Source organism: Rhodococcus sp. IEGM 1370, from assembly GCF_033142325.1.
GTDB lineage: Bacteria > Actinomycetota > Actinomycetes > Mycobacteriales > Mycobacteriaceae > Rhodococcoides.
The window spans coordinates 1-22502 of the sequence record NZ_JAWLRY010000031.1 but is presented as its reverse complement, the minus strand read 5'-3'; the positions used below and the strand labels follow the sequence as shown (position 1 = coordinate 22502).

Sequence of the window (22502 nt, the reverse complement as noted above, 5' to 3'; positions counted from 1 at the left end):
TTCGACCACGAGGAGCACCGTTGATCTTCATCACCGCCAAGTTCAAGATCAAGCCCGAGCACGCCGACAACTGGCCCGAGATCTCACGCGACTTCACCGAAGCCTGCCAGGCCGAGGAAGGGTGCCTCTGGTACTTCTGGTCGCGCACCCTGGACGACCCCACCGAGTACGTCCTGGTGGAGGCCTTCAAGGACCCCGATGCCGGTGCGACGCACGTGAATTCGGATCACTTCAAGCAGGCACAGAAGGATCTCCCGCCGTACCTGCAGGAGACGCCGAAGATCATCAGCCAGGAAGTGGACGGCACCGACTGGAACGAACTGGGCGAGCTCGCGGTCGACTAGTTCGAGCTGCGGTCCCGGACCACCTGACCCAGCGTCACGATGGCGTCGGCGAACTGCCCAGGTAGTTCCTGAGGCGGGTTGTGGCCACAATCGACCTGACGAACGTCGATCAGATCGTCGAAGTGCGCCGCGTGGTCCGGGCGGCCGTACAACGAGGCGACGGTGTCCTCGGTCGGAACGATCACGACCGTGGGCACCGTGATCCTCGGTTGCTCGGTCAGCAACTCCTGGGTCGCTGCGTAGGCCGCGTCCCCCACCTCGATGCCGTAGCGGTGCCGGTAGGAATGCACGGAGACGTCGACGAAGTCGGGGTTGTCGAACGACGGTGCGGTGGCCGCGAATTCGGAGTCCCCGAACCGCCAGGTGGGCGACCAGTCCGTCCACAGTGTCTGTGCGATCTCTGCGCGGTACTCCGCGAGCCCGGCCCGACCCCGCTCGGAGTGCAGGTAGTACTGGTACCAGAACCGCTTCTCCAGGTGCGGGGCCACCGGCGTCGACACCGCCGCGGCGATGTCCTGGATCAGATAGCCGGAGACGCTCACCAAGCCCGACACCAGCTCCGGCCACATCGCGGCAACGACGCAGGCCGCTCGCCCACCCCAGTCGTAACCGGCGACGATGGGCTCGTTCAGCTCCAGGGCGAGGATCAGCTCACGGAGATCATGTCCGATCGCAGCCTGCTCACCGGAGCGCATCGTGGCCGCGTCGACGAACCGGGTAGGACCGAAACCGCGCAGGTAGGGCACCACCACGTCGTAACCGGACTCTGCGAGCAGCCTCGCGACGTCGTCGTAGCTGCGCGGGTCGTAGGGAAACCCGTGCAGCAGCAACACCGAACGACCGGACGGATCACCGAGGCGGTCGTAGGCCACGTCCAGCGCCCCTGCGCGAATCATCATGGGTCCATGTTCGCATTGTCGGGCAGAGGGTCAGCTGCTCAGCACATCCTGCATGCCGGGAGCGAGGACATCGGACAGATCCGTCCATGGAACGGTGATCGTGACGAGGCCGATGCCGTAGGAACCCACCTGATAGTCACCGAAGTGAATGTTCATACCTTCCGGTGACGCCGTCCAGTTTCCGAAGTTGGCCACGGTCGGCTCGATGCCCGAGCGCTCGAAGCTCTCGCCGGCCCGGGTGGTCGGAAGAATCCTCGCTGCCTGATCGGAGAGCCGAGCCAGACCTGCGTCGAGATCGGTGAACGCATCGTCGAGGGAGATCGGTTGCGCGGTGTCCGCGTCGATCGTCACGGTCGCAATCAGAGAGTTGCCATGCGCTCCGGGCGGGACGGCGATCCAATCGGTGATCTGTTCGGCACTGATCACGCGGCTCCCCACGTGGGTCGTCCCCGTCGAGTAGCCGTCGCTGAGAGCGAACTCGTATCCGTAGTCGCGATCGATCTGATCCTGCAGCGCGGCTCGCATCGACTCGTTGAACTCCGCTGTGACGGCGGGATCCCCACCACTGAGCTGCGGAATGGCCACGTCGTACGTCGCATTCCCCGTGGATCCGGCGACGCGGATGCTGCCCAGAACATAGGGCTCGGCGGCGTCCGACTCCGCGGTGGGCTCGGGCGCTGCTGTGGCTGTCGGCTCGACGCTCATCGTCGTAGCCGGTGCCGCGGTAGCGGGAGGTGCGAGCTCCGGCGTTGCAGTTCCCGAGGTGGAGCAACCCGCGAGGACCACGGTCACGGCCAACGCGACGGTCATCGAGCGAATACGAGTCATGACCGACCCTAACCACAGACCCGACGGGTAGTACTGCAAATCGGGTGCAGCCGACCGCGCTGAGCGCGGCTGGTTGCACCCGATTCGAAGCCCCGCAGCACGAAAAAGCCCGGCACCTCGAAAGGTGCCGGGCTTCTTCAGTGCAACAAGGGACTCAGAAGTCCATGCCGCCCATGCCACCGGTCGGATCGCCAGCGGGCGCTCCGGCCTTTTCGGGCTTGTCGGCGACGACGGCCTCGGTGGTGAGGAACAGAGCCGCAATGGACGCTGCGTTCTGCAGTGCCGAGCGGGTGACCTTGACCGGGTCGTTGATGCCTGCAGCGAGCAGGTCCTCGTACTCGTTGGTCGCGGCGTTGAGGCCGTGGCCTGCGGGGAGGTTGGAGACCTTGTCCGCAACGACGCCAGGCTCGAGGCCGGCGTTGAATGCGATCTGCTTGAGCGGGGCGGACAGTGCGACGCGAACGATGTTCACGCCGGTTGCCTCGTCACCGTCGAGCTTGAGGTTGTCGAGTGCGGGCGCTGCCTGGAGCAGTGCCACGCCGCCACCGGCGACGATGCCTTCTTCGACGGCTGCCTTCGCGTTGCGCACGGCATCTTCGATGCGGTGCTTGCGCTCCTTGAGCTCGACCTCGGTAGCCGCTCCGGCCTTGATGACTGCAACGCCACCGGCCAGCTTGGCCAGGCGCTCCTGCAGCTTCTCGCGGTCGTAGTCGGAATCGGAGTTCTCGATCTCGGCGCGGATCTGGTTGACGCGACCGGCGATGGCGTCGGAATCTCCCGAGCCCTCGACGATGGTGGTCTCGTCCTTGGTGATGACGACCTTGCGTGCCTGACCGAGCAGCTCGAGTCCGGCGGTCTCCAGGGAGAGGCCGACCTCTTCGCTGATGACCTCGCCACCGGTGAGGATGGCGATGTCGGCGAGCTGCGCCTTGCGACGGTCACCGAATCCGGGAGCCTTGACGGCAACGGACTTGAAGGTGCCACGGATCTTGTTCACCACGAGGGTGGAGAGAGCTTCGCCCTCGACGTCCTCGGCGATGATGACGAGCGGCTTGCCGGACTGGATGACCTTCTCCAGCAGCGGCAGCAGGTCCTTGACGGTGCTGATCTTGGAGCTGACGAGCAGGATGTACGCGTCTTCGAGGACGGCTTCCTGGCGCTCTGCATCGGTGGCGAAGTACGCCGAGATGTAGCCCTTGTCGAAGCGCATGCCCTCGGTGAGCTCGAGCTGCAGGCCGAAGGTGTTGGACTCCTCGACCGTGATGACGCCTTCCTTGCCGACCTTGTCCATTGCCTCGGCGATGAGCTCGCCGATGGACGGGTCGCCTGCGGAGATGCCAGCGGTAGCAGCGATCTGCTCCTTGGTGTCGATCTCCTTGGCGGACGCGAGCAGGGCCTCGGTGACGGCTGCAACAGCCTTCTCGATGCCGCGCTTGAGGCCGAGCGGGTTCGCGCCGGCTGCGACGTTGCGCAGGCCTTCACGGACGAGTGCCTGAGCGAGAACGGTAGCGGTGGTGGTGCCGTCGCCTGCGACGTCGTCGGTCTTCTTGGCGACCTCCTTGACGAGCTCGGCGCCGATCTTCTCGTAGGGATCTTCGAGCTCGATCTCCTTGGCGATGGAAACACCATCGTTGGTGATCGTGGGAGCTCCCCACTTCTTCTCGAGTACGACGTTGCGACCCTTGGGGCCCAACGTCACCTTTACTGCGTCGGCGAGGGCATTGAGGCCTCGCTCGAGGCCACGGCGTGCCTCTTCGTCGAACGCGATGATCTTGGCCATTGCGAAGTGATCCTCCGGATTGGGGGTGACACATTGCTGGCCGAGCTCGGTGCCCGCGACGGACGACCAGGGGTGTCGTTGATTCCCCGGCCTCACCGTGTCCCGACCTGGCACTCACGTGTCGAGAGTGCCAACTGCATTTCTAGCACTCGACCATGGCGAGTGCAAGGTCGACCATTCATGCAAGCCGAGGGGCGAACCACCGCCACCCCCATGCCCGACGCCACCGCGCGGCGACAGCCGCGAGCGGATGCTCACCTTCGCGAGGGTCCTTCACGCACTGTTCACATCCGTACGCGTTGTTAACATCCGAATACTGTGCTTCGAACCATCGGCGCTAATACCGTTGAGCGACAACAGCTTCGACGCCAAAAAATTCGGACAAAACCCTACAAAAACGACAAGAAGGATCGAAACATGTCCGATACGGTCGACACCTCGTACGACAACTCGGCGATGGACCACGAGGAGGAGGGCTACCACAAGGGCCTGAAACCTCGGCAGTTGCAGATGATCGCGATCGGCGGCGCAATCGGCACCGGCCTGTTCCTCGGCGCGGGTGGACGCCTCGCCAGCGCCGGACCCGGCCTGTTCCTTGCCTACGCGCTCTGCGGAATTTTCGTATTCTTCATCCTGCGGGCCCTCGGCGAACTGGTGCTGCACCGTCCGTCGTCGGGCAGCTTCGTCTCGTACGCGCGCGAGTTCTTCGGCGAGAAGGCAGCTTTCGTCGCGGGCTGGATGTACTTCCTGAACTGGGCTATGACGGCCATCGTGGACGTCACCGCCATTGCGACGTACATGCACTACTGGGGCAGTTTCGAGGTGATTCCGCAGTGGGTCATCGCGTTGATCGCGCTGGTCATCGTCATGAGCCTGAACCTCGTGTCGGTCAAGTGGTTCGGTGAGATGGAATTCTGGGCCGCCATCATCAAGGTCATCGCGTTGGTGACGTTCCTGATCGTGGGCGTGGTGTTCCTCGCGGGCCGAATCCCCGTCGGCACCCAGATGCCGGGCATCAGTCTCATCACCGACAACGGCGGCTTGTTCCCATCCGGCGCATGGCCGCTGGTCATCGTCATCTCGGGTGTCGTGTTCGCCTATGCAGCAGTCGAATTGGTGGGTACCGCAGCCGGTGAGACCGAGAACCCGGAGAAGATCATGCCGCGGGCGATCAACTCGGTCATCGCCCGTATCGCACTGTTCTACGTCGGCTCGCTGGTGCTGCTCGCCCTGCTGATGCCGTACACCGCGTACCAGTCCGGGACGTCGCCGTTCGTGACGTTCTTCTCGAGCATCGGCCTCGGCGGCGCGGGCACCATCATGAACATCGTCGTGCTCACCGCGGCACTGTCGAGCCTCAATGCCGGCCTGTACTCCACGGGCCGCATCCTGCGGTCGATGGCGATGAACGGCAGTGCGCCGGAGTTCACCAAGAAGATGACCAAGGGCGGCGTTCCGTTCGGCGGCATTCTGCTCACCTGCTTCATCACGCTGTTCGGTGTCGCGCTCAACGCCATCGCCCCCGGCGAGGCCTTCGAGATCGTGCTGAACATGTCGGCACTGGGCATCATCGCCAGCTGGGCCACCATCGTGCTGTGCCAGATCCAGCTGTTCCGCTGGTCCCAGAAGGGCATCGTGGAGCGGCCCAAGTTCCGGCTGTTCGGAGCGCCGTACACCAGCTACGCGACCCTGGTGTTCCTCTTCGGAGTGCTGGTGCTGATGGCCTTCGACGCCCCGATCGGCAGCTGGACCATCGCCACTCTGGTGGTCATCGTCCCCGCACTGATCGGTGGTTGGTTCCTGGTGCGCACCAAGGTGCTCGCGGTGGCAGAGGAACGCCTCGGCTACACCGGCCAGTACCCGGTGGTGGCCAACCGCCCGACCGAACCGGAGGAGTAGCCGATTCGCGTGACGGGGCCCGAAGACCGGTGCCCCGTCACGCGGCCGCGGCGGCGTTGTTGATCAGCTGCACCACCGCACGCGGATCCTCCACCGTCAGAATCAGCCGCTGATACTCCTGCTGCTCGAGCTCTATGACGATCGTGTCGGCACTGCCGGTGACGTTGTAGAACGTCTTGACGCCGTCGCGGTGAAACGTGCCCGCGGTCTTTCCCGGCAGACCGAGCCCCGGTGCTCGAATTCCCTTGGGCTCCTTGCTTGCTCCCGGATCGTGGGTAGCTCCGCGTACGCTGCTCAGCGGGATCTCGAGCTTCCGAGTGAACGACCACACCTTGTCCAGCCCCTGCGGCTCCACCACCAGGGTGCCGTCGACGACGGTCACGGAATTCATCTGAGTTCTCCTTCGATAGCAATGGCCGAGTCGATACCGGCGCGCACCAGTAACCGTTCGCCGAGGGCGCGCGCGACGTCCTCGGTGGCACCGGAAGCAAGGCTGCTCGCGCAGATTTCGCGGACATGATCGTCGAACGGCGCAAGTTCCAACAACGCCACCAGCAGCAGATCCACGTCCCATCGAGTACTGGTCAACGCAGCGAGAAACAATCCTCGCTTGCTGCCGAACGCCTGGTAGAGGCTGCCGCGATGCAGTCCCGTGACGCGCAGCAGATCGTCCAGGGACGTTCCTTCGTAGCCGTTGGATCGAAACTGCTCGGCGGCCGACGCGACGACGGTGGCCTCGTCGAAGCTTCTGGTACGTCCCATGCGTCGAGCATGACAGATTTATGACCGATCGGTCAAGAACGATCGGTCAAGAAAACTTGAGCCACCGCGACCTCGTGAACGGCGAGCGTCGCGGCGGCGGTTCCGGAACTCCTGCTTCCACTGCCGCCGCGACGGCGTCGCTGAGCTCTACGCAGGTTCGGAAACGATCCGACGGATCCTTCGCCAACGCCCGCGCCACCACCGCGTCGAGGCCCCGCGGCAACGAGCGTCGACGACGCGTCACCGACGGCGGCTCGGCCGTCAAATGCGCTGCGGTGATGGCCAACGGCGTGGCCAGCGGATACGGCGTCCGGCCGGTCGCCAATTCGACGAGCGTCGCCCCCAGGCCGTAGACGTCGGTCTGCGCACTCAGCACTCCCCCACGAAGCAGTTCCGGCGCCGCATACGGGATGGATGCCAACACCGTCCCGCCTGCAGCGAGCGGAGTCGAATCACCCAATAGGCGCGCAATTCCCCAGTCCGACAACAACACCTGCTCGTAGCCGTCGATTCGCTCGGTGGAGATGAGAATGTTGGCGGGCTTGACGTCCCGATGCACGACGCCCTGCGAGTGGGCGTAGTCGAGTCCCTTGGCCACCTCGGCGACGATGCGCGCCACCCGAGAGACGTCGAGGGCGATCTGTCCGCGGGCGACGAGCCGCGCGGCGCTGTAGCCGTCCACGTAGTGCATGGACATCCACAGTTGGTGCTCGAACTCACCGTGCTCGTGCACCGACACGATGTTCGGGTGCACCAATTGGGTGGCGACGGTCGCTTCCATCCGAAACTTGTTGCGCAACCTCGGAGATCGCGACGCCTCCCGGTCCAGAATCTTGAGGGCCTCGTACCGATCGTGGCCGCGGCCGAGAACCAGATACACCTCGCTCATACCGCCGACCCCGAGCCGGCGCTGGACCCGAAACCCGGCGAACTCCGAACCTGGCTGCAATCGACCGGTCATCGAATCACCTGCTGCACAACATTTTTCACGCCGCGGAATACGAGGGGTGACACAACCGGACACGTCCGCAGCATCGGCAGAACTGTAGTCCGTTCGACTGTTCGAGGCGACTCGACAGAGCGCGCACCCACGCCCGTTTCCCAGTTCGATCGCCCTCGCACGTTTCGCCACCTGGGCCGATGTCGTTTATGGTGATTACCGGTACTTGACCGAAACAAGAGAAAAAGAACGGCAAGCCGATAGTGGTCAGCCGATTACGGTGACTCGAGTTGTAAGGAAGTCAAGTAAGTGAAAGCAATTAAAGAAGCCTGGGGAGGCCTGCTCAAGCCGGTTTTCGTCCCCGCATCGATCATCATCTTCGTGATGATCGCCTTCTCCGTGGTCTACGCGAGCACTGCGGCGGATTCGTTCGAGACGCTCAACGAAGCCATCACCGCAGGCGTCGGCTGGTGGTACATCCTGGCCGCGACCGGCTTCGTGCTGTTCGCCCTGTACTGCGGCCTGAGCCGAGTGGGCAACATCCGCCTCGGCCGCGACGACGAGAAGCCCGAGTTCGGCGTCCTGTCCTGGTTCGCCATGCTGTTCAGCGCCGGCATGGGCATCGGCCTGGTGTTCTACGGCGTCGCCGAGCCGCTCTCGCACTACGTGACGCCACCCGAGGCGGGCGGCGTTCCCGGTAGCACCGACCCCGCTGCTCGCCAGGCGATGGAGCTCACCCTCTTCCACTGGGGCCTGCACGCCTGGGCCATCTACGTCGTCGTCGGACTCGGCATGGCGTACATGACCTACCGCAAGGGTCGCCCGCTGACCGTCCGCTGGCTGCTCGAGCCGCTGCTCGGCCGCAAGCGCATCGAAGGTCCGATCGGCCACGCCATCGACACCGTCGCAATCGTGGGCACCCTGTTCGGTGTCGCGACCTCGCTCGGCTTCGGCGTTCAGCAGATCTCGGCCGGCCTCGACTACCTCGGTTGGGTGGAGACCACCAACCTGTTCGTGATCGTGCTCATCGCCGTGATCACCGGCATCGCCACCTTCTCGGTGGTCAGTGGAGTTTCCAAGGGACTCAAGTGGCTCTCGAACATCAACATGGGGCTGGCGGCTTCGCTCGCCCTGTTCGTGCTGCTCCTGGGACCGACACTGTTCCTGATGCAGTCCTGGGTGCAGAACCTCGGCGGCTACGTCCAGGCTCTGCCCGAGCTGGCGCTGCGCACCTCGCCGTTCTCCGACGACGGCTGGGCCGGCGGCTGGACCATCTTCTACTGGGGCTGGTGGATGAGCTGGGCACCGTTCGTCGGCATGTTCATCGCGCGTATCTCCCGTGGCCGCACCATCCGTGAATTCGTGTTCGGCGTGCTGCTGGCTCCGACCATCGTCGGGTCGCTGTGGTTCACCATCTTCGGTGACACCGGCATCCTGCGGCAGCGCAACGAGGGAGACCTGCTCGACGCCGAAGGGGCAGTGAACACCAACACCAGCCTGTTCCAGGTGCTCGACGGCCTCCCGATCGCCGCGATCACCAGCGTCATCGCCATCGCGGTCATCGTGTTCTTCTTCGTGACGTCCTCGGACTCGGGCTCGCTGGTGATCGACATTCTCTCGACGGGTGGCCAACTGGAAACCCCGAAGATCACCCGCGTCTACTGGGCCGTGCTGCAGGGCATCGCCGCAGCGGTACTGCTGCTCGTCGGCGGGACCAGCTCTCTGACAGCGTTGCAGACGATGTCGATTGCGACGGCCGTGCCGTTCTCCGTGGTGTTGGCGCTGGCGTGTGTGTCGATGCTCAAGGCGTTCCGCTACGACGTCGCCACCACCCCGCGATACGTGCGGGTGACCACCACCTCGGAGGTCACCGGTGACGACACGGACACCCCCGCTCGGCCGACTCCACGCAAGAAGGCGACGTCGGGTATCTCGAGCACGTTCTCCGGCCTGACGCCATCACAGGAGGGGCTGACCTCGGCTGCTTCCGGCGGAACCGTCGTACTCGCAGTGCACGAGGTCTCGACCGAGCAGCTCGAAGTCCATCCCGAGACGGGAGCCGTCGAGTACTCGAGCGACAACGCTCCGGTCGACCCCCTGGGTGGAGAGGTCTTCGACACTCAGGAGTTCGCCGAATCGGCCGAGGGGCAGAACCAGAACAACCCCAGCTGAGCCGTTTCCACCACTCTCTGACCCTCGCGAACTTTCGCGGGGGTCAGAGGTTTTTCGAAGCCCAGTCGGTGAGAGCCTCCAGCGACGGCAGCAGCGCCTCTCCCGACGGCGTCAGGCTGTATTCCACCGAGATGGGCGGACCCTCCGTGACGGCCCGTGCCACCAGCCCTGCTCTGCCGAGCTCACCGAGGCGCTCGGACAGCACCGAGTCACTGATCCCGCCGACGGCGCGGCGGAGTTCCGAGAATCCCATCGGCCCGTTCATCAGAGTCGCCAGCAGCAGGCCGTTCCATCTTTTGCCGAGAAAGCCGAATGCTTTGGTCAGCGCTCCATCACAGGCACGAGGGTCGTGAGGCTGCTCGTTCGAGACCATGCCTCCACCCTACCGAGGTGCTAGAGTCCGCCTTGCTACTTCGCAATTACTAGTGGCCTCAGAAATGAAAGCAGGGCACATGTTCATCGCAACCCTCGTCGTCTCGGTTCTGCTCGCTGTCGCACTCACGTTCTCCGCGATCGGAAAACTGACGAAGAATCCCTCCGTCGTCCCGATGCTCGAGCAGGTCGGGGTTCCCGCCGACAAGATCCCGTGGCTCGCCTACCTCGAGATCCTCGGTGCCGTCGGCCTCCTGGTCGGCTTGGTCGTCTGGCCGATCGGCGTCGCTGCCGCCGTCGGCGTCATCCTCTACTTCGTCGGAGCCGTCGTCGCGCACCTGCGCGCCGGGGACAAAGACTTCGCACCCGCCGCCGGACTGGCCGTGTTCTCCGTCGTCGCGCTGGTTCTACGGGTGCTCAGCGCCTGACCAGTCGTAATCCATCTGGCCCGCGGTGGCGAGAGCATGATCGGCTCCCGACCACCGCGCGACCAGATGCAGCGCCAGATCCAGACCGGCACTGATTCCCGCCGACGTCGCCAGGTCGCCGTGATCGATGTACCGAACACCCTCGTGAACGACGAGCGCGGGCCACCGTTCGCGCAGCAGTTCCAAGTCCTCCCAGTGCGTGGTGACCGGACGACCGTCGAGCAGTCCCGCAGCCGCGAGCACGAACGCACCGGTGCACACCGACGCGACCAACTCGGCGGTGGGCCGAAGACCCTGCAGCCACTGCAGAACGCTGCCGTTCGCCTCGACTGCGTCCACGACGCCACCGGGAACCAAAACGAGGTCGTAGGGCCGTGGGTCGTCGATCGTGGTGTCGACGCCGATCCTCATTCCGCCCCGAGCAACAGCTGCCCTGTCGTCGATCCCGACGAGCGTCACCTCGAACGGCGCTGCGCTGCCTGCACGTTCGGCCACCCGGTTGGCCACCGAGAACACCTCGAACGGGCCGCACGCGTCGAGTACCTCGACATCGTCGAACAACAGAATGGCAATGCTTCTGGTCATTTTTTTCCTCAACTGCTCGTGGTGGAGACGATGACGGGCACCATGACCGCGGCCATCACTGCGGCATTGACGTCCGAGACGGCCTTGCGCACAGCCGCGCCGGCCCACTCCCCCTCGGCGATCTCCTTCGCGCGCCGCTTCAGCAGCTTCTTGTCCGCATCCTCGATCACCTTGTGTGTCAGATCCACCGCCGAAATCAACGAGATCAACGCAGCCGTGTGCGGCGACGGCGTCGTCCCGTCCACCAGCGCGCTGCGTAGCGCGTCTCGCAGCACCTTCTCACGAGAGGTGTCCTGGGCAGGCCACGTCGTCGTCGGGAACAACCCCCACACCTTGTCCTTCTTCTCCGTGACGAAAGCCTGTGCGACGAGTCGCGCAGCCAGTTCCTTCGCCAGATTCTTCTGCGACTTCTCGATCACCTTCTGTGGCTTCATCGGCCGCGATGCCGACGCGACCAGATCGAACACTCGACGCAACGCCGGGTCACTCGGCGCTTCGGTCGTGGAGCCTGCGACGACCACGTGATCCTTCTTGATCTGCTCGTCCGGGCCGGTGATACGAAGCGACCCGATCATGGCGAGCTCGACGACCAGCGCACCTGCCAGTACCCGTGGCAACTTCGTGCTGTCGGCGAGCGGCTTGCCCGAGTCGTCGTCGAGCAACAGCAACAGCAGGTCCTCCGCGATCAAGGTCATGACGCGAGGCTACTCAGAATGTACGGGTAGTTGTATGCCAGCAGTTGTTCGAGAATCGCTATGTCCACATCGGCGAGCTTGTTCACGTACAGGCAACCCGCTCCTCGCTTGTGCTTTCCCAGCTGTTCGAGCAAGCTCTCCGACTCCGGGGCGTACGTGGCGCCGTACACCGACAGATTCGCCTTGCGTGGGGAGAACCCGACGACGAAATACTCTCCCCGGCGGCCACTGCCCGTCGTGTATCGATAGCTTCCGAAACCCACCATCGTCGGACCCCACATCACCGCCGGTTGCCCGGTGACGCGGCCCATGATCTCGGCGAGCGCGAACCCGTCCGCACGGCGAACCGGGTGCTCCACAGCCGCCAGGAAATCCTCGGCCGATACGTCGGTGGGTCGCGTCAGGTTCTCGTTCAATTGATCAGGGCCTGCCAGTTCGACGGCACCCGCTCGCGCGGACCGGGAACCGTCTGATCGAGTGGACGATGTTGCGGCGGAGCCAGTTCCGGCCCGTCGTACATCTGCTCGTCCTCGTAGTTGTAGAACCATTCCTCGCCGGGCTCGTAGCTGCGCACGAACTGGTGCCGGGTGGACTCTGCATGTTTGCTGGCATGCTGCGACGGCGAGGAATCGCAACATCCGATGTGCCCGCACTGCGCGCACCGCCGCAGATGTACCCACCACCCCTGCGTCTGCGTGCACTCCACACAACCCGGTCCCGACGGCGGAATCTTCGGGTCGATGCCTTCGATGGTCATGGTTCCTCCTCGATTGCAGGGTCGACGGGCAACCGCACGACGAATCGTGTGTCACCGGGTTCGGACACCAACCGCAGCTCACCCTGATGCTTGTTCACCACGATGCGCCACGAGATGTCCAGGCCGAGCCCCGTGCCCTCGCCGACCGGCTTGGTGGTGAAGAAGGGCTCGAAAATGCGCGACCGAATCTCCTGCGGCACACCGGGTCCGGTGTCGCAGATCTCGATCTGGACCTGATCCTCGTCCAACGACGTCCGCACCGTCAGCACCCCCTTCTCCTCGGGGGTAGCCGCCATCGCCTGCACGGCATTGTCGATCAGATTGGTCCACACCTGGTTGAGTTCGGCTGCGTAGGCCGGGATCGGCGGCACCGTGGGGTCGTAGTCCTTGACCACCGTGATGTCGTCACCGATCTTGCGGCCCAACATGATCAGGGTGCTGTCCAGCAGTTCGCGCACATCCACCGTTCGATACGGCGCACGATCCATCTGCGAATACTGCTTCGCGGCACCGACGAGCGTGGAGATGCGCGTGGTCGAATCCGAGATCTCGTTCATCAGCAACTCGGTTTCGACGGTGTAGTTGAGCCACCGAATTGCGCCCTCGAGCAACGCTGGATCGTCGACCGTCGCGGAAACCCGATCGAGCCACGGCACGTCGAGACCGGCCGAGACGAACGTCGGAGCCAGATCCCAGCCGTCACCGATGCCCTTGTCCTCGAACCACTCTCCCAGTTCGTCCTCGCGGTCCGACGCCTCCATCGCGGTCAGCTTCGGAGCCTTGGCGACCAGTTCCACGGCCTCGTTCTGCAGTCCGACCAGATGCGCCAAGCTGCCGCGATCGAGAGTGCCGCCGGCGATCATCGCCAACTTCTGCCGCATGTGCGCCACCCGATTTCGCAACGCCGACGTCGCCCGCACCGCAGCCGCCGCCGGATTGTTCAGTTCGTGCGTCAGCCCGGCCGACAGAGAACCCAACGCCAACAGGCGTTCTCGTTGTTCCACTATCTGCTTGGTGTTCTGATTGCCGAAGAACAATCCCTCGAGCAGATGCAACGCCATCGGGAACCACTCCCGCACGATGGACGCGAAGCACTCGGCGTCGAGCACGAAGAACCGGGAGGGCTCGGTCACCCGCATCGAACCCTGGTACGTCTGCGGCACCCGATCGCCCAGGTACGCCTGCCACGCACCCGCGTACACCCCGCGTTGCGAGGTGCGATTGACCACCAGGTCCTCGCCACCGGAAAGCTTCGAGAGCACGACGGCCCCCTCCATCAGAACGTAGAAGCACGTCGCCGGATCACCTTCCGCATACACCGGCCCCGGCTCGATCGTTTCGATGCGCCCGTCTCGGCACAGCTCCGCCAGCTGCGCGTCGGTGAGCTGCTCGAACAGGAACAGCGTCCGTAACTCTTCCGGATCACATGCGGGTGTGTTCTGCGTCGGCTCGGTCATGGGTTCGCCAGATATCTGTGCACCAACATCACGGCCATCGCTCCCTCTCCCACCGCCGACGCGACGCGTTTGGCCGAGTCGGATCGCACGTCACCGGCAGCGAACACACCCGGCACACTCGTTTCGAGGTGGTGTGGGAGACGGGCGGGCGTCCACCCGGCAGGCCCGCGCCCGTCGACGACGAGATCCGGCCCGGTGACCACGAATCCATGCTCGTCCCGCACGAGGACCCCGTCGAGCCACTCGGTGCGCGGTGCCGCGCCGATGAACAGGAACAGGTACTGCGCGTCGACCGTCGTCGTCTCCTCGGTCGCTCGGTTGTGCAGCGTGATCGACTCGAGGTGACCGTCTCCCGCTACCCCGACGACCTCGGTGCACGGCCGCACGCTGATCTTCGGGTTCTCCTCGATCTGCTTGATCAGGTAGTACGACATCGACGCTTCGAGCGAGGTGGCCCGGATCAGAATGGTGACCGACTTTGCCCCGCGCGAGAGATACACCGCCGCCTGACCGGCCGAGTTCGCCCCTCCCACGATGTAGACGTCTTGCTCGGCGCAGCGCGCGGCCTCCGTCATCGCCGATCCGTAGAACACGCCGCGTCCGGTGAAGTCGTCGATTCCGGGTGCGTCCAAACGCCTGTAGGCGACACCGGTGGACAGGATGATCGTCTGCGCGCTGATGCTGCGGCCGTCGGCGAATCGCACTGTTCGCGCAGCACCGTTTGCTTCGAGGCCGACGACGTCCTGAGTGGTGACCACCTCGGCACCGAACTTCAGTGCCTGACGACGAGCCCGCTCGGCGAGCTGAGCTCCCGAGACCCCGTCGGGAAAACCCAGGTAGTTCTCGATCCGTGAACTCTGTCCGGCCTGACCGCCCGTCGCGGTCCGCTCGATCAGGGTGGTCCGCAGGCCTTCGGACGCGCCGTACAGCGCGGCTCCGAGTCCGGCCGGACCGCCACCGATGACGACCAGATCGTAGAACTCCTCCGACGGCGAGACAGTCAGGCCGAGTCGATCACCGAGTTCGGCATCGGACGGCTCGATCAGCGCGGCGCCCTCGGTGGTGATGACCACCGGCAGCCGTCCGTCGTCCACACCCGCCGCGGCCAACAGCCGCGCCCCCTCGGCCTCGTCGGACATGTACCAGCGATACGGCAGCTGATTGCGAGCGAGGAACTCGCGGATCTCCGACGAACGCGCCGACCAGCGGTGGCCGACGATCTTGGTGTCCTCCACGGCTCGGTGGTCGTACGCACACCAGGCCTCGAGCTGGGCGTCGAGCACGGGGTACAGCTTTTCCTCGGGCGGATCCCACGGCTTGAGCAGGTAGTAGTCGAGATCGACGACGTTGATCGCGTCGATCGCGGCGTCGGTGTCCGCGTATGCGGTGAGAAGAATGCGACGGGCCGTCGGAAAGATGTCCATGGCCTGCTCGAGAAATTCCATGCCGCTCATCTGCGGCATGCGGTAGTCGGCCAACAGAATGGCGACGGGGGTACCGCGCAGCGCGAGTTCTTTCAACGCGTCGAGAGCGCCGGCACCGGACTCCGCCCGCACGATGCGGTACTGCTCCCCGTAGCGCCGACGTAGGTCGCGGGCGACCGATCTCGACACTCCTGGGTCGTCGTCGACGCTGAGAATGACCGGTTTCATGACCCTCCAGAACTGGTGCTCATCAACGACATGAGCATGCCACCGCGTCACCCCGAATGGGAGGCAAGCGGGCCTGGAAAGAGCGGGGTCAGATTCGGCCGCGTCGAATCAGGTCGAGTTCCTGCGGGGTGAGGAGCCGTTCGAGCTTCTCGGCGGGCCACGTACGCGGGCTCCCGCTCATCCTGGCGGTTTTCAACAGGGGCAGATCACTGCTGGTACGACGCATTATCGACTGTAATTTCACGGTGGATCACTCCGAACAATTTCTTCGTTGGTCCCGACACTCCGCTTGCTACATCGATCAGTGTCCGCCCGGTGTTAACGCCTCGGTGGGATCTCGTGCGGCGTTTCGCAGCTCGAGACAGTTTCCTGCGCCTACGGTCGGGGTAAACGGCTGCCCAAATCAACTGATCGGGGAACGTTCGTGAACACGTCGGGAAATTCTGTGGCCAGTTCCGTGCAGAACAACGGAGCATTCGAGAAAGCAGCGCGAGCCGGTCACTTCGTCAGCGGAGTGCTGCACATTCTGATCGGATACATCGCCGTCCGGTTGGCCTTCGGCCAGGCCGGCAACGCAGACCAGTCCGGTGCACTCGCCGAGCTGGCCGAGAAGCCCGGCGGAAAGATCGCGCTCTGGGTGGCAGTGGTGGCTTTCGTGGCGCTGGCGCTGTGGCGCATCGTCGAAGCGATCGTCGGCAAGAAATCCGACGCCGACGCCGGGAGTGCGATGGACCGTCTCAAAGCAGGCGCGCTGGCCGTCGTCTACATCGCGTTCGCCTTCTCGACCTACGGCTTCGCGACCGGCTCGGGCAAGTCCAGCGGACAACAGAACGCGGGCTGGTCGGCACGACTGATGGAATCCGGCGGCGGCAAGCTCGTGCTCATCGCCGTCGCGCTGGTCGTCATCGGAGTCGGCGGATACCACGTCTACAAGGGCGTTTCGAAGAACTTCCTCGACGATCTCGAAGGACACCAGAGCGGGGCCGTCGTCAAACTCGGCATCGCGGGATACGCCGCCAAGGGCGCTGCCCTCGTCGGAGCCGGACTCCTCGTCGTGGTGGCAGTTCTGCAGTCCGATCCGTCCAAGGCCACCGGCATCGACGGTGCTCTCAAGACTCTCGGCTCGCAGCCGTACGGTCAGGTCCTGCTGATCCTCGCCGGCGTGGGCATCGCGCTCTACGGGCTCTATGCCTTCGTGTTGGCTCGCTTCGCTCGCATGTGAGCGAAACTTCGTAGCCTGCTACGAGTTTCCGCTCACCTGTGCGGGGTTGCTCGATCACCGTGGATCGAACAACTCGTCGACGCTGACCTCGAACAGCCGGGCCAGGCGGAATGCGAGAGAGAGCCGCGGGTCGAAGTGGCCCTTCTCGATCGAGATGATCGTCTGCCTGCTGACGCCGACCGCGTCGGCGCACTGCTGCTGTGACAAACCGGCAGCAGTGCGCAGCCGGTGCACGTGGTTCGAAGTCACCGCTGCGTACGCGAGACGACCAGGTACCGTACGGCCACGTCGGCCATGGCCAACACCAGAAACGCGACTACCGGAACCAGCTCCGTGTCGAGTATCGCCGAGGCAGCCGACGCGAGGCCGAGTGCGATCATCAGGTCGAAGAAGGCACCGGACGACGCGTGCTGCAACCACTGGAACTCGACGGAATCCTCCGGATTCTCCGGCATCTTCGGTGATCGTTGCGGAACCAATGTCCACATCGCTCCGACGAGGGCAGGGGCCACCGCCGCGGCGAACACCAGACCTACCTGCCACCCGCCTTCTTCTCGCACCGATGCGGCGGCGATCCCGACACCGGCGGCGAGGGCAATTCCGAGAACTACTGCGGGGACTCGTGACAGTGCGACCCTCATGACAACCTCCCGTGCGTGTACGAGTTCTTTGACATATCTCACCCCCACTCGATTCCGATGTCAAACTTCTCTTACATTCCCCTTCGTCCCGTTTCGCTATGAGCTCGGACACACATATGCTGTGACCGATTTGTCGTAACGTTCAGTCACACGTACCTGGAGGCCCACGTTGAGCAAGACTCTCGAAGCCAAGATCGACATCGCCGCGAGCCCCGAGACCGTCTGGTCGATCGTGTCCGATCTGCAGCGCATGGGCGAGTGGAGCCCGCAGTGCAAGAAGATGAAGGTCTTCGGCGGACCGGTCGGCAAGGGCACCAAGACGCTCAACGTCAACCGCAAGGGGATGCTCGTCTGGCCGACCACCGCCAAGGTCGTCACCTTCGAACCCAACCGCGAACTCGCGTTCCGCGTCGTGGAGAACAAGACGATCTGGTCCTACACGCTCACTCCCACCGCGACCGGAACGACCGTCGTCGAGAAGCGGGAGGCACCGACGGGCACCACGGCAGTGTCGTCACTGCTGGTCAAGCGCATCCTCGGGGGCATCGACGAGTTCGACGTCGAACTCGTCGAGGGCATGAACAAGACCCTGCGTCGAATCAAGGCCGAGAGCGAGAAGTCCAGCCAGAAATAACTTTTCTCAGGAATGTTTCAGGTTTGTTTCCCGCGGGCATCCGTCGTTTCGACAAGCAACAAACACGAACGGAAAGTGGGGGCACCCTATGTTGGGACTCGGATTTGTAGGCTGGATCATCATCGGCGGACTCGCCGGCTGGATCGGTAGCAAGATCATGAAGACGGATGCTCAGATGGGCATCATCCTGAACATCGTCGTCGGCATCATCGGCGGCCTCCTGGGCGGATTCCTGCTCAGCACGTTCCTCGACGTCGAGGGCGGCGGAATCATCTTCAGCTTCATCACCTGCCTGCTCGGCGCGTGCATCCTGCTGTTCCTGGTCAAGCTCGTGACGGGCCGCAGCCGCGTCTGATCTCACTCGCACCTCTCGACTGCCGGGGCCCTCACGTACGCTGTGATGGCTCCGGCAGTCGCGTGTTCGACGCACGATTCGCTCGCAGCACCACGACCTGCCGACACCTGTCCGACAAAAGTTAGAGGAGACCGTGGCACGCCGTCCCGCCCCGATTGGTCAACCGCCCCGCACCGGAGCGGCTCACATCGTCGACTTGGTCCGTGAAACGATTCCACCGCTCCACCCCGCCGGGCTGCCGTTCGTCGGCGGTCCGCTGGCCGTCGCCGTTCTCGGTCGACGCTCCAAGTGGGTCCGCAACGCCGGACTCGTTGCCGCCGGAGCCTGCGCCACCTTCTTCCGCCACCCCTCGCGAGTCCCGCCGAATCGCCCCGGCGTCGTCGTCGCTCCCGCCGACGGCCTGGTCACACTCGTCGACACTGCCGTTCCTCCGGCCGAGCTCGATCTCGGCTCCGAGCCGGTCCCGCGCGTCAGCATCTTCCTCTCCGTCCTCGACGTCCACGTACAGCGTGTTCCCGTCGGCGGAAAAGTCGTGGAAGTGGTGCACCGTCGCGGTCAGTTCAAATCCGCCGACCTCGCCGAGGCCAGCGAGGTCAACGAGCGCAACAGCATGCACATCAGAACCGCTTCCGGTCAGGATGTCGCCGTCGTGCAGATCGCCGGCCTGATTGCGCGACGCATCATCAACAACGCCAAGGTCGGCGACACCTTGTCGATCGGCGACACCTACGGACTGATCCGATTCGGATCCCGCGTGGACACCTACTTCCCGGCGGGCACCACCCTGCTGGTCGAACGCGGCCAGCGGGCCGTCGGTGCCGAAACAGTGCTCGCCGAGCTCTCGCAGTAGAAACCGACATGATCACCAGACGCGCCAAGCCACCTGCTGCCATTCGTCTGCTTCCGTCCGTCGTCACGATTCTCGCGCTGTGCTCCGGCCTGTCCGCGGTCAAGTTCGCCCTCGACGGCCAGCTCGGTACCGCGCTCGCCATGATCGGTGCCGCTGCGATCCTCGATGCGTTGGACGGTCGCATCGCCCGATTGCTCGACGCCACCAGCAAGATCGGTGCCGAACTGGATTCGCTGTCCGACGCCATCTCGTTCGGTGTCGCCCCGGCGCTGGTGCTGTACGTGACACTGCTCGAGGGCAGCAGCGGCGGCTGGATCGTGGCGCTGGTCTACGCGGTGAGCATCGTGCTCCGCCTCGCGCGCTTCAACACTCTGCTCGACGAGGACGACACTCCCGCTTACGCGCGCGAGTACTTCACCGGTGTTCCCGCACCGGCCGGGGCGCTCATCGCCATGGCACCGATCGCGGGTTTCGAGCAGTTCGGCGACGGCTGGTGGGCCTCGTTCTACGTCGTCGCCGGATGGGCGATCCTCACCGCCGGTCTCATCGTCAGCCGCATCCCCACGCTCGCGCTCAAGACGGTCTCGGTGCCGCCGCGACTGGCCGCGATCCTGCTGGTGCTCGTCGCACTGCTCGCAGCCGCGCTCATCACGTTCCCGCTGATCCTGCTGATGGGCCTGGTGTTGGCCTACCTGGTGCACATCCCGTTCGCAGTGCGCTCGCAGCGGTGGACCGCCGCGCGCCCGTACACCTGGGACGCCAAGCCGGCCGAGCGCCGCGCCGAGCGTCGGGCCATCCGCCGCGCGCCGGGTAGCAACCGGCGGTCGCAGGCTCGTCTGGGACTGCGTCGGCCTCGTAGCTGATCCGCGCGGAGCCGACCCGTTAGTGTGGCTGTGGTGACCGAATCTCGCTCGACGACGCCTGAGCTCGTTCTCACTGCCCGCCTCAACACCTCGGCGGCCGATGCCCGACGCGGCGTCGTGCGCCTGCATCCGGAAGTCCTTGCGGCTCTGGGCCTGCGGGAATGGGATGCGGTGTCGCTCATCGGTTCTCGTCGCACAGCCGCCGTCGTCGCCGTGGCTCCGGAGGGATCACCTCAGGGCACCGCGTTGCTGGACGACGTGACGCTCTCCAACACAGGTCTTCGCGAAAATGCTTCTGTCGCAGTCGGACCCGTCACCGTCTACGGGGCCAAGGCCGTGACCGTGACCGGCTCCGCGCTCGCCACCGGTTCCATCTCCGACGCCACCCTGCGACAAGCGTTGCTCGGCAAGGTACTGACGGTGGGTGACACGGTCTCACTTCTCCCCCGTGATCTCGGCCCCGGAACCTCGACGACATCTGCGACGCAGGCGCTGTCGAGGACATTCGGGGTCGCGTGGACCACCGAACTGTTGACGGTCTCGGCCGTCGACCCGTCGAATGGGCCGGTGAGTGTGCAACCCAATTCGGCGGTCGGGTGGGGCTCCGGCACCGTCGCTGCCTCGGCATCCGCACCTGTGTCAGCGCCACCGAAAGCCACGGCGGCCAGGGTGAGCGCGGCCGATCTGGTGGGAGTGAGCGCGCAGTCGGCCAAGCTGACCGAGTGGCTGCGGCTGGCGTTGGACGAGTCGGAGTTGCTGGCGACGCTCGGCGCATCGCCGCATCTGGGGGTGTTGATCACCGGACCGGGTGGGGTCGGCAAGGCGACGTTGGCGCGCGCGGTCGTCGGTGAACGCGCATGCGTCGTGCTGGACGGACCGTCGATCGGCGCGCTCGAGGCGTCGGCCCGGGTCGATCGCGTCACCGCGGCAGTGGACGAACTCGCCGGTTCCGGGGTTCTGCTCATCACCGACGTCGACGCGTTGTTGCCCTCCGAGCCCGAACCGGCGTCCACGTTCGTCCTCGATGTACTGCGCCGGGCCGTCGACACTCCGGGTCTCGCCCTGATCGCGACGACGGCCCATCCGGAGGCGACCGATCCCAGACTGCGCGGTCAGGACCTGTGCGATCGTGAACTCACCCTCACCCTGCCCGACGCGGCAGGCCGCAAGGGATTGCTGGAGCATCTGCTCCGAAAAGTTCCGCAGGGCGACGTCGACCTGGGCGAAATCGCCTCACGGACACCGGGTTTCGTGGTCGCCGATCTGGCCGCCCTGACGCGGGAGGCGGCGCTGCGGGCGGCGGCGCGCGCATCGAACGATTCGGCCGCGGCCTCGTTGACGCAGGACGATCTGGTGGGCGCTCTGCAGGTGATTCGCCCGCTGTCGCGTTCGGGAAGCGAAGAACTGGCGATCGGCAGTCTCACGCTCGACGACGTCGGCGACATGGTGGAGACCAAGCAGGCACTCACAGAGGCGGTACTGTGGCCGCTACGCCATCCGGATTCGTTCGCGCGCTTGGGAATCGAACCGCCGCGGGGAGTTCTGCTGTACGGTCCGCCCGGCTGCGGCAAAACGTTCCTCGTGCGCGCACTGGCCAGCTCCGGGCAGCTCAGCGTGCACTCGGTCAAAGGCGCGGAGCTGATGGACAAATGGGTCGGCTCCTCGGAAAAGGCTGTCCGAGAACTCTTTCAACGCGCCCGAGATTCCGCTCCCTCGCTGATCTTCCTGGACGAGGTGGATGCTCTCGTGCCCCGACGCGGGCAGAGCTCGGATTCCGGCGTCGGAGATCGGGTCGTCGCGGCGCTGCTGACCGAGCTCGACGGCGTCGAACCGTTGCGCGACGTCGTCGTACTCGGGGCAACCAACCGACCCGATCTGATCGATCCCGCACTGCTCCGGCCGGGCCGGCTCGAGCGGCTCGTCTTCGTGCCGCCGCCGGATTCCGATGCCCGCGTGGACATCCTGAAGGCGTCGGGCAAATCCATCCCGCTCGCCGAGGACGTGGATCTGGAGTCGTTGGCGCGCGATCTCGACGGCTACTCCGCGGCCGACTGCGCGGCGTTGCTGCGCGAGGCCGCGTTGACGGCGATGCGTCGGTCGATGGATGCAGCCGACGTCACCGCCGCCGATGTCGCCGCCGCTCGGGCGACGGTCAGACCGTCACTCGATCCCGAGCAGGTGGCGCATCTGCGGGCATACGGGAGTGCCTAGCGGCAGTGGTGGGGGGGGGGGGGGGGGGGGGGGGGGGGGGGGGGGGCGCCCCCCCCCCCCCCCCGCCCGGGGCCCCCCCCCACGCCGGTGTCCTCGCAGCCGTCGTCGAGCACCGCCGTGCCTGCGCCCGCCGTGCCAGTGCCCGCCGTGTCAGTG

26 protein-coding genes are annotated in these 22502 nt (G+C 65.1%); 10 read left to right on the top strand and 16 right to left on the bottom strand.

All coding sequences use genetic code 11. The annotated features are described in order from the left end of the window. The first annotated feature begins 20 nt into the window (after positions 1–20). Complete coding sequence (locus tag R4P47_RS23810) at positions 21–344, top strand: putative quinol monooxygenase (RefSeq protein WP_068048178.1); 324 nt, start codon at positions 21–23, stop codon at positions 342–344. Here R4P47_RS23810 and R4P47_RS23805 read toward each other — a convergent pair. From R4P47_RS23805 to groL, 3 genes are all read right to left on the bottom strand, one after another. Beyond that, positions 341–1243: an alpha/beta hydrolase gene (locus R4P47_RS23805; protein ID WP_317785954.1), complete on the bottom strand. Its 903-nt coding sequence runs from the start codon at positions 1241–1243 to the stop codon at positions 341–343. The two genes, R4P47_RS23810 and R4P47_RS23805, sit on opposite strands and share 4 nt — an antisense overlap. Positions 1244–1273: 30 nt before the next feature. Then, positions 1274–2071, bottom strand: coding sequence for an RsiV family protein (locus R4P47_RS23800; protein WP_317785953.1), 798 nt, complete (start codon positions 2069–2071; stop codon positions 1274–1276). A gap of 154 nt (positions 2072–2225) precedes the next feature. Further along, positions 2226–3851 carry a chaperonin GroEL gene (gene groL / locus R4P47_RS23795; RefSeq protein ID WP_094641012.1) on the bottom strand — a complete coding sequence of 542 codons (1626 nt, stop codon included), beginning with the start codon at positions 3849–3851 and terminating at the stop codon, positions 2226–2228. Positions 3852–4268: 417 nt separating this feature from the next. Between groL and R4P47_RS23790 the strand changes: the two genes are divergently transcribed. Further along, positions 4269–5750, top strand: coding sequence for an amino acid permease (locus tag R4P47_RS23790; RefSeq protein ID WP_068048170.1), 1482 nt, complete (start codon positions 4269–4271; stop codon positions 5748–5750). A 37-nt stretch (positions 5751–5787) separates the two neighbouring features. On the opposite strand, the gene R4P47_RS23785 is transcribed toward R4P47_RS23790, so the two are convergent. The 3 genes from R4P47_RS23785 to R4P47_RS23775 are packed head-to-tail and all read right to left on the bottom strand — an operon-like array spanning position 5788 to position 7473. Further along, positions 5788–6141 (bottom strand): PH domain-containing protein, encoded by a 354-nt coding sequence (locus tag R4P47_RS23785; RefSeq protein ID WP_068048169.1) that lies wholly within the window; start codon positions 6139–6141, stop codon positions 5788–5790. Next, entirely contained in the window at positions 6138–6512 is a 375-nt protein-coding gene (locus tag R4P47_RS23780; RefSeq protein WP_317785952.1) for a helix-turn-helix domain-containing protein, read from the bottom strand. Before R4P47_RS23780 ends, R4P47_RS23785 begins: the two co-directional genes overlap by 4 nt. Before the next feature lie 46 nt (positions 6513–6558). Then, the gene (locus R4P47_RS23775) at positions 6559–7473 is read right to left on the bottom strand and encodes a serine/threonine-protein kinase (RefSeq protein WP_317785951.1); all 915 of its coding nucleotides are present in this window, start codon (positions 7471–7473) and stop codon (positions 6559–6561) included. A 288-nt stretch (positions 7474–7761) separates the two neighbouring features. Between R4P47_RS23775 and R4P47_RS23770 the strand changes: the two genes are divergently transcribed. Continuing rightward, positions 7762–9624 carry a BCCT family transporter gene (locus tag R4P47_RS23770; protein ID WP_317785950.1) on the top strand — a complete coding sequence of 621 codons (1863 nt, stop codon included), beginning with the start codon at positions 7762–7764 and terminating at the stop codon, positions 9622–9624. Positions 9625–9667: 43 nt separating this feature from the next. Here R4P47_RS23770 and R4P47_RS23765 read toward each other — a convergent pair whose 3' ends face one another. Beyond that, positions 9668–9997, bottom strand: coding sequence for a helix-turn-helix domain-containing protein (locus R4P47_RS23765; RefSeq protein WP_317548331.1), 330 nt, complete (start codon positions 9995–9997; stop codon positions 9668–9670). Between the two features lie 79 nt (positions 9998–10076). On the opposite strand from R4P47_RS23765, the gene R4P47_RS23760 reads away from it, so the two are divergent. Beyond that, positions 10077–10424, top strand: a complete 348-nt coding sequence (locus tag R4P47_RS23760; RefSeq protein WP_094641008.1) for a DoxX family protein — start codon at positions 10077–10079, stop codon at positions 10422–10424. Here the strand turns inward: R4P47_RS23760 and R4P47_RS23755 are convergent. The 7 genes from R4P47_RS23755 to R4P47_RS23725 form a co-directional block, all read right to left on the bottom strand. After that, the gene (locus tag R4P47_RS23755) at positions 10404–11009 is read right to left on the bottom strand and encodes a DJ-1/PfpI family protein (RefSeq protein WP_068048154.1); all 606 of its coding nucleotides are present in this window, start codon (positions 11007–11009) and stop codon (positions 10404–10406) included. The two genes, R4P47_RS23760 and R4P47_RS23755, sit on opposite strands and share 21 nt — an antisense overlap. Before the next feature lie 8 nt (positions 11010–11017). Beyond that, positions 11018–11704 carry a GOLPH3/VPS74 family protein gene (locus R4P47_RS23750; RefSeq protein ID WP_317785949.1) on the bottom strand — a complete coding sequence of 229 codons (687 nt, stop codon included), beginning with the start codon at positions 11702–11704 and terminating at the stop codon, positions 11018–11020. After that, positions 11701–12120 carry a DUF1801 domain-containing protein gene (locus R4P47_RS23745; RefSeq protein WP_317548329.1) on the bottom strand — a complete coding sequence of 140 codons (420 nt, stop codon included), beginning with the start codon at positions 12118–12120 and terminating at the stop codon, positions 11701–11703. The genes R4P47_RS23750 and R4P47_RS23745 overlap by 4 nt, the downstream gene beginning before the upstream one ends. Next, complete coding sequence (locus R4P47_RS23740; RefSeq protein WP_094641005.1) at positions 12117–12461, bottom strand: UBP-type zinc finger domain-containing protein; 345 nt, start codon at positions 12459–12461, stop codon at positions 12117–12119. The genes R4P47_RS23745 and R4P47_RS23740 overlap by 4 nt, the downstream gene beginning before the upstream one ends. Then, positions 12458–13918: an ATP-binding protein gene (locus tag R4P47_RS23735; protein WP_317785948.1), complete on the bottom strand. Its 1461-nt coding sequence runs from the start codon at positions 13916–13918 to the stop codon at positions 12458–12460. Before R4P47_RS23735 ends, R4P47_RS23740 begins: the two co-directional genes overlap by 4 nt. After that, positions 13915–15570 (bottom strand): FAD-dependent oxidoreductase, encoded by a 1656-nt coding sequence (locus R4P47_RS23730; protein WP_317548327.1) that lies wholly within the window; start codon positions 15568–15570, stop codon positions 13915–13917. Before R4P47_RS23730 ends, R4P47_RS23735 begins: the two co-directional genes overlap by 4 nt. Before the next feature lie 88 nt (positions 15571–15658). Then, entirely contained in the window at positions 15659–15796 is a 138-nt protein-coding gene (locus tag R4P47_RS23725) for a hypothetical protein (RefSeq protein WP_176460417.1), read from the bottom strand. 198 nt (positions 15797–15994) lie between these two features. Between R4P47_RS23725 and R4P47_RS23720 the strand changes: the two genes are divergently transcribed. Continuing rightward, positions 15995–16792, top strand: coding sequence for a DUF1206 domain-containing protein (locus R4P47_RS23720; RefSeq protein WP_068048138.1), 798 nt, complete (start codon positions 15995–15997; stop codon positions 16790–16792). A 54-nt stretch (positions 16793–16846) separates the two neighbouring features. Here R4P47_RS23720 and R4P47_RS23715 read toward each other — a convergent pair whose 3' ends face one another. After that, positions 16847–17041 (bottom strand): helix-turn-helix transcriptional regulator, encoded by a 195-nt coding sequence (locus tag R4P47_RS23715; protein WP_068048135.1) that lies wholly within the window; start codon positions 17039–17041, stop codon positions 16847–16849. Beyond that, the gene (locus R4P47_RS23710) at positions 17038–17433 is read right to left on the bottom strand and encodes a hypothetical protein (protein ID WP_317785947.1); all 396 of its coding nucleotides are present in this window, start codon (positions 17431–17433) and stop codon (positions 17038–17040) included. Before R4P47_RS23710 ends, R4P47_RS23715 begins: the two co-directional genes overlap by 4 nt. 169 nt (positions 17434–17602) lie before the next feature. Between R4P47_RS23710 and R4P47_RS23705 the strand changes: the two genes are divergently transcribed. The 5 genes from R4P47_RS23705 (at position 17603) to R4P47_RS23685 (ending at position 22346) form a co-directional block, all read left to right on the top strand. Continuing rightward, complete coding sequence (locus R4P47_RS23705) at positions 17603–18067, top strand: SRPBCC family protein (RefSeq protein ID WP_317548324.1); 465 nt, start codon at positions 17603–17605, stop codon at positions 18065–18067. An 88-nt stretch (positions 18068–18155) separates the two neighbouring features. Beyond that, positions 18156–18422 carry a GlsB/YeaQ/YmgE family stress response membrane protein gene (locus R4P47_RS23700; RefSeq protein WP_094613941.1) on the top strand — a complete coding sequence of 89 codons (267 nt, stop codon included), beginning with the start codon at positions 18156–18158 and terminating at the stop codon, positions 18420–18422. A 133-nt stretch (positions 18423–18555) separates the two neighbouring features. After that, positions 18556–19272, top strand: coding sequence for a phosphatidylserine decarboxylase (locus tag R4P47_RS23695; protein ID WP_317548323.1), 717 nt, complete (start codon positions 18556–18558; stop codon positions 19270–19272). Between the two features lie 8 nt (positions 19273–19280). Beyond that, positions 19281–20135 (top strand): CDP-diacylglycerol--serine O-phosphatidyltransferase, encoded by an 855-nt coding sequence (gene pssA / locus R4P47_RS23690; protein ID WP_317785946.1) that lies wholly within the window; start codon positions 19281–19283, stop codon positions 20133–20135. A gap of 33 nt (positions 20136–20168) precedes the next feature. Beyond that, positions 20169–22346 (top strand): AAA family ATPase, encoded by a 2178-nt coding sequence (locus tag R4P47_RS23685; protein WP_317785945.1) that lies wholly within the window; start codon positions 20169–20171, stop codon positions 22344–22346. Positions 22347–22502: the final 156 nt, after the last annotated feature.